This is a genomic window from Streptomyces katrae (assembly GCF_000966975.1).
Classification (GTDB): domain Bacteria; phylum Actinomycetota; class Actinomycetes; order Streptomycetales; family Streptomycetaceae; genus Streptomyces; species Streptomyces katrae.
Window position 1 is genome coordinate 1 of sequence record NZ_JZWV01000894.1, and the last position, 7972, is coordinate 7972.

Here is a 7972-nt window from a genome sequence, read left to right on the forward strand (position 1 = left end):
CCGGCGCACCCGCGCCCGCGGCTTCCGCCTGCAACGCCAGCGCCGGAGCGATGGCGGTCTTCGGCAGCTGGCTGCCGCCCGGCATCAGCGTGGTCCTGGCCTCGGCGCCCACCCCGGCGGACGCCGGGGCGTCGTCCAGGTCGGAACCCGACAGCGCCGGCGCGAACACCGTCGCGGGCAGCGGTACGGAGCCGTCGTCGGCCCCCGGGTTGACGTCCGTCCCGGCCCACGGCGTGGACCCGGCCGGCACCCCGTCGTTGGCGGTCGGCTCGTGAGCGGCCTCATCCCCGCGCCGCAACGGCACCGCGTCCTGAACCCCGGCCCCCGCACCCGGCGCAGCCGACGCACCAAGCCCGCCGGCCCCGGCCCCGGAACCGACTCCGGCCCCCGAACCGCTCCCGGAACCAGACCCCGCCCCCACCACCGGCGGGATCCCCGCCCGGTCAGCGGCCTCCTGCAGCCACTCCGGCGGGCTCAGCATGAACGACGTCTGCTCCGAATCGATCCGCGGCGGCGGAACCGAAGCCTCCGAAGCCGCCGCCGTCGCAGCCGCCCCGTACTCCTCCTCGTACCGCCGGATCACCTCACCCACCGGCAGCCCCGGCCACAGCGTCACCTCACCGCTGTCCCGCGCGATGACCAGCCGCTGCCGGCCACCACCCGACACCGGACCCCCGGCCCGGTCCTCCGCCCACACCACGAAGCCCAGCCCGAACTCGCGCACCCGCACCTCGCGGTGCTGGTACCCGGGCACGTCCCCGTTGATCCACTCCTCGGCGCGCTCCTGCGCCTGCGCGAACGTCACCACGACGCGCTCACCCCTCACCCATGCCGGTGCCAGCCACCGGAACCGACCCCGACACTGCAACCGAGCGTGCGAATCCGCCGTCCACCATCAGACCGGCCACCGTCTCCAGCTCCGGCGGATTCCCCGCCAACCGCTCCAGGAAGGCATCGAAATCGGCACCGCACGGCAGCAACAGCCGCTCCACACGCTCCTGCACCGACCAGCCGTCCCGGTCGCGTGCGTCGTCGTACGGGGAGAACCAGACGGAACCGACCTGATCCCCCCGCACCTTCACCGCGAGCAGCCCGCCCTGCACGAAGGCCACGCACAGGTAGTCCTTCGTCAGGTGGTCCCGCAGACACTTGTTGATGTAGACGAGGTCGTTGACCGCCGCCTCCTCACGCACCGTGAAGAACGGCTGGTCCACCAGCATCCCCAGCTCCACGAACAGCCCCGCGCCCACCGGCGCGCAGCCGCCCGCCGCCTTCAGGAACGAGCGGTAAGCCTCCGGAAGCCGGTAGCCGAGGTCCTCCTCGACTCCCTGCACCTGCGACTCCGACACCGACACCAGGGACTTCGGCAGCCCCAGATGCACCGGCCGCACCTCCTGCAACGGCCGCCCGCCACGCTTCTCGTGGTCCACCGGAGCCGTCGCCAGACCCGCGTGATGCCGCAGCAGCGCCTTCACCTCGACGGGGACCAGCTCCATCCGGCGCGAACCCGCCACGTGGTGCCAGGTCCAGCCGTGCGGCGTCGCCACCGGCCCGACCGTGTCCCACAGCGGATGCCCCGCCGCCCGCATCGCCGCGTTCGCGGACACGCAGTCCGTCAGCCGCAGCTCGTCCGCCCCGAAACCCTCCGGGGGCTCGGCGATCTCCACCGCCGCACGCGCGTACCGCGAGAAGTCGGGATGACCGTCCCCGTCCATCCGCACGCCGTGGGGATGGCGAGCGGCCCGGACCGGGTCCGGGAAATGCACGACCTGCCCCGAGTAAGCGGCGTTGGGTGGCACGGCCTGCTGCCCGAGCCGACCTGTCGTCATGGTGGTGGCCCCCTGCTGGATCTGGCTGGTTCACCACAGCCTATGTGCTCGGGCAAGACCCCCGGCCGCCCCCGACCCCAGCGGGGGCGCACGGGGCGGGAACATCCGAATTGATACGAATATTCGACCCCGCTTCCACGCGACAGCGGACATTTGACAGGCTGTCCCCGCAGCACGGGGGCGTGCGCGACAGCGGCCACCACCGCCGCCACGGGAAGGAAGAGGGACCATGCAGACAGCGACCACGCACACCGCGGGCACGCACCACACGGCACCCCGCACGGACCGCGGGCAGAACACCGACGCCGGCCCGGCCGGCCCCGCCGGCGACCCGCGCCTGCGCTGGAGCACCGCGGCGGGCCCCAACACCCCACCCGTGCTCCGCTTCCGCCGCGACGGGATCCTGCCCACCGTCGCCGCCGCCCTCTCCGTACGCGGCGAGACCCTCACCGGAACCGCCGGCAAGGGCGACCAGCCCCCCGTACTGCACCCGCTCGTCCAGGACTTCCTCGACACCCTCACCAGCGGCCAGCGGGAACGCTTCACCGGCCGCTGCCCCGAAGCGATACTCCTCTCCCGCCACCTCACCACCGTCGAAGGCGCCCGCAGCAGACGCGCCTCCCGCAAACCCCTCACCGCGAGCGAAGCCCGCCGCGCCCTGAAGCACTCCAAGATCACCGCCCGCCGCATCCGCGAGGACGGCGACCCCCTCCACGGCAGCTACGCACCCCCCTGCCGCTCCTGCGACGCGCTCCTCAACCACTTCGGCGTACGCCCCGTCGACCTCACCCAGCCCGAGTAGCCACCATGACCGCCACCCCAGCCTCCTCAGCCGCCGCGGCCGCACCGGCCCTCCGCGGCCCCGCGTCCGGCCCGGCCGCCTCGGCCTCCTACGGCCGCTCCTCCGCCAACCGCTTCCCCGTCGGCGTCGACGCCGCCCTGCGCACCGCCGGCTGGGAACCCGGCCGCTGGGACATCAAGCAGGCCGAGTACTGGGCCGACGCCCTGCGCGACCACACCACCCCGGCCGGCCACCGCCACACCGTCTTCCCGGCCGCCGTCGAAGCCTGGGCCGAATTCGGCGGCCTCACGGTCACCGCCCCCGGGCCCGGCCGTCAGATAGCCCCCACCCCGGTCCGCCTCGACCCCCTCACCGGCCTGCACCTCGCCCGCACCTTCGCCGACCTCGGCCGGGCCCTCTCCACTCAGCTCTGCCCGCTCGGCTCCGACACCGCGGGCGGCGCCCACCTCGCCATCGACCGCGAGGGCCGCACCTACCTGGTCGACCACACCGGCGACTGGTACCTCGGCGCCACCCTCGACGAGGCCCTCACCCTCCTCCTCACCGGCCTCCAGCCGGCCCGCCTCACCACCGCGCCCTGAGGCCCCGCCCCCTCCACCACCCGGGGGCGGGACTACCGGAACGGCAGCACCGCCGACACCTTGAACCCGCCCCCGTCCGTCGGCCCCGACACGAACACGCCGCCCAGCCCCAGCACCCGTTCCCGCATCCCGACGAGCCCGTTCCCCCCGCTGGGCAGATCGGCACCCCGCGCCTCCCCCTCGCGCGGCCCGTTCTCCACCTGCATCGCCACCTCCTCCTCGCGGTGCGCCAGCCGTACGACGACCCGCGCGCCCGGAGCGTGCTTGTGGCAGTTCGTCAGCGCCTCCTGCACCACCCGGAACGCCGTCTGCTCGACCTCCGCCGGATACGCCCGCCCCTCCCCCTGCACCACCATCTCCACGCTCATCCCCGCGGCCCGCGACTGCCCCACGAGCACCTCCAGCTCCGCCAGCGAAGGCCCCTCCTCGACCACCGCCACCGGCGCCACCACGTCAGCCACCGCGGCCACCGCCCGCACCGGCTTCTCCGACGCCCGCAGCACCCCCAGCATCTCCCGCAGCTCCGTCAACGCCTGCCGGCCCATGTCACCCACCAGCGCCGCGTTCCGCACCGCCTTCTCCGGGTCCTTCCCCGCCACCGCCTGCAACGCCGCCGCGTGCACCACCATCAGCGACACCCGGTGCGCCACCACGTCGTGCATCTCCCGCGCGATCCGCGTCCGCTCCTCCTGCCGCGCCCACTCCGCCCGCTCCTCGGCCCGGTCCGCGAGCAGGGACAGCTCCCGCTCCAGCGAATCCGCCCGCTCCTGCAGGCTCTCCATCAGCCGCCGCCGCGCCCCCACGTACAGCCCGAGCAGCACCGGCGGCACGGTCAGCGCCACCGCCATGAACGCGGACAGCACGAAGACCAGCGCGCCCTCCCCCTCCACGTCCCCCCGGGTCCGCAGATAGGTCACGACGAACGTCCCCACCAGCGACATCGAGGCCAGCGTCCCGGTGACCCGCCGGGGCACCTCGCAGGCGGCCAGCGTGTACAGCCCCACCACCCCGAGCAGGAACCCCATCGCCGCCGGCGTGACGGCGATCCCCACCAGCACCACGGCGACCGGCCACCGCCGCCGCAGCACCAGCACGGCCCCCACCACGACCCCGAACACCACCCCGAGCGGCACGGGCAGCCCGGCCTCGTGCGCGAACGGAACCCCCTCCACCGCGCACTCGACGGCCGAGACCGCCCCCAGCCCCACGTCGAGCACGGCCCCCCGCCGCCGCTCCCACCACCAGGGCCCGTCCCGCCCGGCCCCGTCGCGCTCTTCCCCCGTACTGGTCATGCCGCCCAGCGTACGCAGCGCCCCCGGCGCGGGCGCGAGCGGAATTCCGGCGGACGCGGGGTGATCGACGGCGCTTGGTACGGCATAGTTAGGGGCGGTCAGCCCGATCTGGAATGCTGAATGTCCGATTCGAGTTGATTTACCATCCCCTGTGGTGTAATGGCAGCACTGAGGTTTTTGGTACCTTATGTCCGGGTTCGAATCCTGGCGGGGGAGCACTTACACGTTCGGGTCCTGACCTCAAGGTCAGGACCCGGCCTCGTTTCCGCCCCGTGACCCCCCGCTATCCTTCACGGGTCCACCCCCGAAGCCGAAGGGCACACCCGTGAGCGCAACCCGCCCGGCAGCCGTCGTCGTACTCGCAGCGGGTGAGGGCACCCGCATGAAGTCCGCGACTCCCAAGGTTCTGCACGAGATCTGCGGGCGCTCGCTCGTCGGTCACGTGGTCGCCGCCTCCCGCGAACTCGACCCGACCCACCTCGTCGTCGTCGTGGGCCACGCCCGCGAGCAGGTGACCGCGCACCTCGCCGACGTCGACGCCGGCGTCCGCACCGCCGTCCAGTACGAGCAGAACGGCACCGGCCACGCCGTCCGGATGGCCCTCGAAGAGCTCGGCGGCCAGCTCACCGGCACCGTCATCGTCGTCTGCGGCGACACCCCGCTGCTGACCGGCGAGACCCTGCGCGCCCTCGCGGCCACCCACGAGGCCGACGGCAACGCCGTCACCGTGCTCACCGCCGAGGTCCCCGACTCCACCGGTTACGGCCGGATCGTCCGCGACCCGCAGACCGGCGCCGTGACGGCGATCGTCGAGCACAAGGACGCCACCGACGCCCAGCGCGCGATCCGCGAGATCAACTCCGGGGTCTTCGCCTTCGACGGCGCCCTCCTCGCCGACGCCCTCGGCAAGGTCCGCACCGACAACAGCCAGGGCGAGGAGTACCTCACCGACGTCCTCGGGATCCTGCGCGAGGCGGGTCACCGCGTCGGCGCGGCGGTCGGCAGCGACCACCGTCAGATCCTCGGCATCAACAACCGCGTCCAGCTCGCCGAGGCCCGCGCGCTGCTGAACGCGCGTCTGCTGGAGCGGGCGATGCTCGCGGGCGTGACCGTCGTGGACCCGGGCAGCGTGTTCGTCGACGTGACGGTGACCTTCGGGCAGGACGCCCTGATCCACCCCGGCACGCAGCTGCTGGGTGACACCCACATCGGCGAGGGGGCCGAGGTCGGCCCGAACACCCGCCTGAAGGACACCCGCGTGGGCGCGGGCGCCCGGGTGGACAACACGGTGGCGGACGGGGCGGTCGTCGGCGACCAGGCCACCGTCGGCCCGTTCGCGTACCTGCGTCCGGGGACGAACCTGGGCCTGAAGGCGAAGGCCGGCACGTACGTCGAGATGAAGAACGCGACGATCGGCGAGGGCACGAAGGTCCCGCACCTCTCCTACGTCGGCGACGCGACGATCGGCGAGTACACGAACATCGGCGCCGCGAGCGTCTTCGTGAACTACGACGGCGAGCACAAGCACCACACGACCGTCGGCTCACATTGCAAGACGGGTTCGGACAACATGTTTGTGGCTCCGGTCACCATCGGGGACGGCGCCTACACGGCTGCCGGCTCGGTGATCACGAAGGACGCTCGGGATCACGAAGGACGTTCCGGCGGGCGCGCTGGCCGTGGCACGCGGCCAGCAGCGGAATATCGAGGGTTGGGTGGCCCGCAAGCGGCCCGGCAGCGCCGCCGCGACGGCGGCGCAGTCCTCGTCCGAGAAGGACTCCGGCCACCGTTGAGGTGAACTGACCGGAAACGAGTACGCCCGGGACGGCGTACCGTGATAGGTGCACGCAATTCGGCTGGCTCACCGTGTGCGGGACGGACGTACACGGGGGCGAGCAGCTTTTCACACGTCTGAGGAGACAGTGCTGTGACCGGGATCAAGACGACCGGCGAGAAGAAGCTGATGCTCTTCTCCGGCCGCGCCCACCCCGAGCTGGCCGAGGAGGTCGCGCACCAGCTGGGGGTCAGCCTGGTGCCGACCAAGGCTTTCGACTTCGCGAACGGTGAGATCTACGTCCGCTTCCAGGAGTCGGCGCGTGGCGCGGACTGCTTCCTGATCCAGAGCCACACGGCTCCGATCAACAAGTGGATCATGGAGCAGCTCATCATGATCGACGCGCTGAAGCGCGCGTCGGCTCGTTCCATCACGGTGATCATCCCGTCGTACGGGTATGCCCGTCAGGACAAGAAGCACAAGGGCCGCGAGCCGATCTCGGCGCGCCTGGTCGCGGACCTGCTGAAGACCTCGGGTGCGGACCGCATCCTGACGGTCGACCTGCACACCGACCAGATCCAGGGCTTCTTCGACGGCCCGGTGGACCACCTGTCGGCCCTGAACGTCCTCGCGGACTACGTGGGCGCCAAGGTGGACCGCACCAAGCTGACGGTGGTCTCCCCGGACGCCGGCCGCGTGCGCGTGGCCGACCGCTGGTGCGACCGTCTGGACGCGCCGCTGGCGATCGTGCACAAGCGCCGCGACAAGGATGTCGCCAACCAGGTGACCGTCCACGAGGTCGTCGGTGAGGTCAAGGGCCGCGTCTGCGTCCTGGTCGACGACATGATCGACACGGGTGGCACGATCTGCGCCGCGGCCGACGCGCTGTTCGCGCACGGCGCGGAGGACGTCATCGTGACGGCCACGCACGGCATCCTGTCGGGTCCGGCGGCCGACCGCCTGAAGAACTCGAAGGTCAGCGAGTTCGTCTTCACGAACACCCTGCCCGACCCCTCCGACCTGGAGCTCGACAAGATCACGGTCCTGTCGATCGCCCCGATGATCGCCCGCGCGGTGCGCGAGGTGTTCGAGGACGGTTCGGTGACGAGCCTGTTCGAGGAGCAGCAGTAGCAGCGGGCCCCAGGGCCTTGCGCTAGATCCTTTTGGGGGCGGCCTCCCCGCCGGGTACACTCGATGAGTTGCTCGGCGAGGGAGGCCGTACCTGTTTTCGGGTGCGGGTGCTCCGTTATCGACGCGCTCTTCGTAGCAGGCCGTTCCGGCCGGGTGACTTCTGTCCGTTTCGTCACCCCACGAGGAGTGAACATGTCCGAGATCAAGCTTTCCGCGAAGCTCCGCGACACCTTCGGCAAGGGCTCTGCCCGCCAGTCCCGTCGTGACGCCCTGACCCCGGGTGTCATCTACGGTCACGGCACCACCCCGAAGCACGTCGGCGTCGAGGCCCACGCGCTGATGATGGCCCTGAAGACCCCGAACGCGCTGCTGTCCCTGGACATCGAGGGCGACGGCACCGAGCTGGTCATCCCGAAGGCCGTTCAGCGTCACCCCCTGAAGCGCAACATCCTGCACGTCGACTTCCTGATCGTCCAGAAGGGCGAGAAGGTCACGGTCGAGGTTCCGGTCGTGACCGAGGGCGACCTGGCCCCCGGCGGCAACCTGCTGGAGACCCTCCTGGC

At 71.9% G+C, this 7972-nt stretch carries 6 protein-coding genes, 1 tRNA gene and 2 pseudogenes; 6 read left to right on the forward strand and 3 right to left on the reverse strand.

What is annotated here, in order from left to right; genetic code table 11:
* Positions 1-808, reverse strand: a pseudogene (locus VR44_RS28980) (SUKH-4 family immunity protein); the annotation flags it as partial.
* Positions 809-815: 7 nt separating this feature from the next.
* Entirely contained in the window at positions 816-1829 is a 1014-nt protein-coding gene (locus VR44_RS28985) for an SMI1/KNR4 family protein (protein WP_094191980.1), read from the reverse strand.
* A 229-nt stretch (positions 1830-2058) separates the two neighbouring features.
* On the opposite strand from VR44_RS28985, the gene VR44_RS28990 reads away from it, so the two are divergent.
* Positions 2059-2631: a YwqJ-related putative deaminase gene (locus tag VR44_RS28990; protein ID WP_094191981.1), complete on the forward strand. Its 573-nt coding sequence runs from the start codon at positions 2059-2061 to the stop codon at positions 2629-2631.
* Positions 2632-2636: 5 nt separating this feature from the next.
* Positions 2637-3212, forward strand: a complete 576-nt coding sequence (locus VR44_RS28995) for an SUKH-3 domain-containing protein (protein WP_094191982.1) — start codon at positions 2637-2639, stop codon at positions 3210-3212.
* A 32-nt stretch (positions 3213-3244) separates the two neighbouring features.
* On the opposite strand, the gene VR44_RS29000 is transcribed toward VR44_RS28995, so the two are convergent.
* A complete protein-coding gene (locus VR44_RS29000) occupies positions 3245-4504 on the reverse strand; it encodes a sensor histidine kinase (RefSeq protein ID WP_045950580.1) in 1260 nt (419 codons plus the stop codon).
* A 145-nt stretch (positions 4505-4649) separates the two neighbouring features.
* Between VR44_RS29000 and VR44_RS29005 the strand changes: the two genes are divergently transcribed.
* The 4 genes and pseudogenes from VR44_RS29005 to VR44_RS29020 form a co-directional block, all read left to right on the forward strand.
* Positions 4650-4720 (forward strand) — tRNA-Gln (locus VR44_RS29005).
* A gap of 109 nt (positions 4721-4829) precedes the next feature.
* Positions 4830-6297: pseudogene (gene glmU / locus VR44_RS29010) on the forward strand (bifunctional UDP-N-acetylglucosamine diphosphorylase/glucosamine-1-phosphate N-acetyltransferase GlmU).
* 134 nt (positions 6298-6431) lie between these two features.
* Positions 6432-7409, forward strand: coding sequence for a ribose-phosphate diphosphokinase (locus tag VR44_RS29015; protein WP_042815924.1), 978 nt, complete (start codon positions 6432-6434; stop codon positions 7407-7409).
* A gap of 192 nt (positions 7410-7601) precedes the next feature.
* On the forward strand, positions 7602-7972 hold a 371-nt coding region (locus tag VR44_RS29020; protein ID WP_045950581.1), incomplete at its 3' end, for a 50S ribosomal protein L25.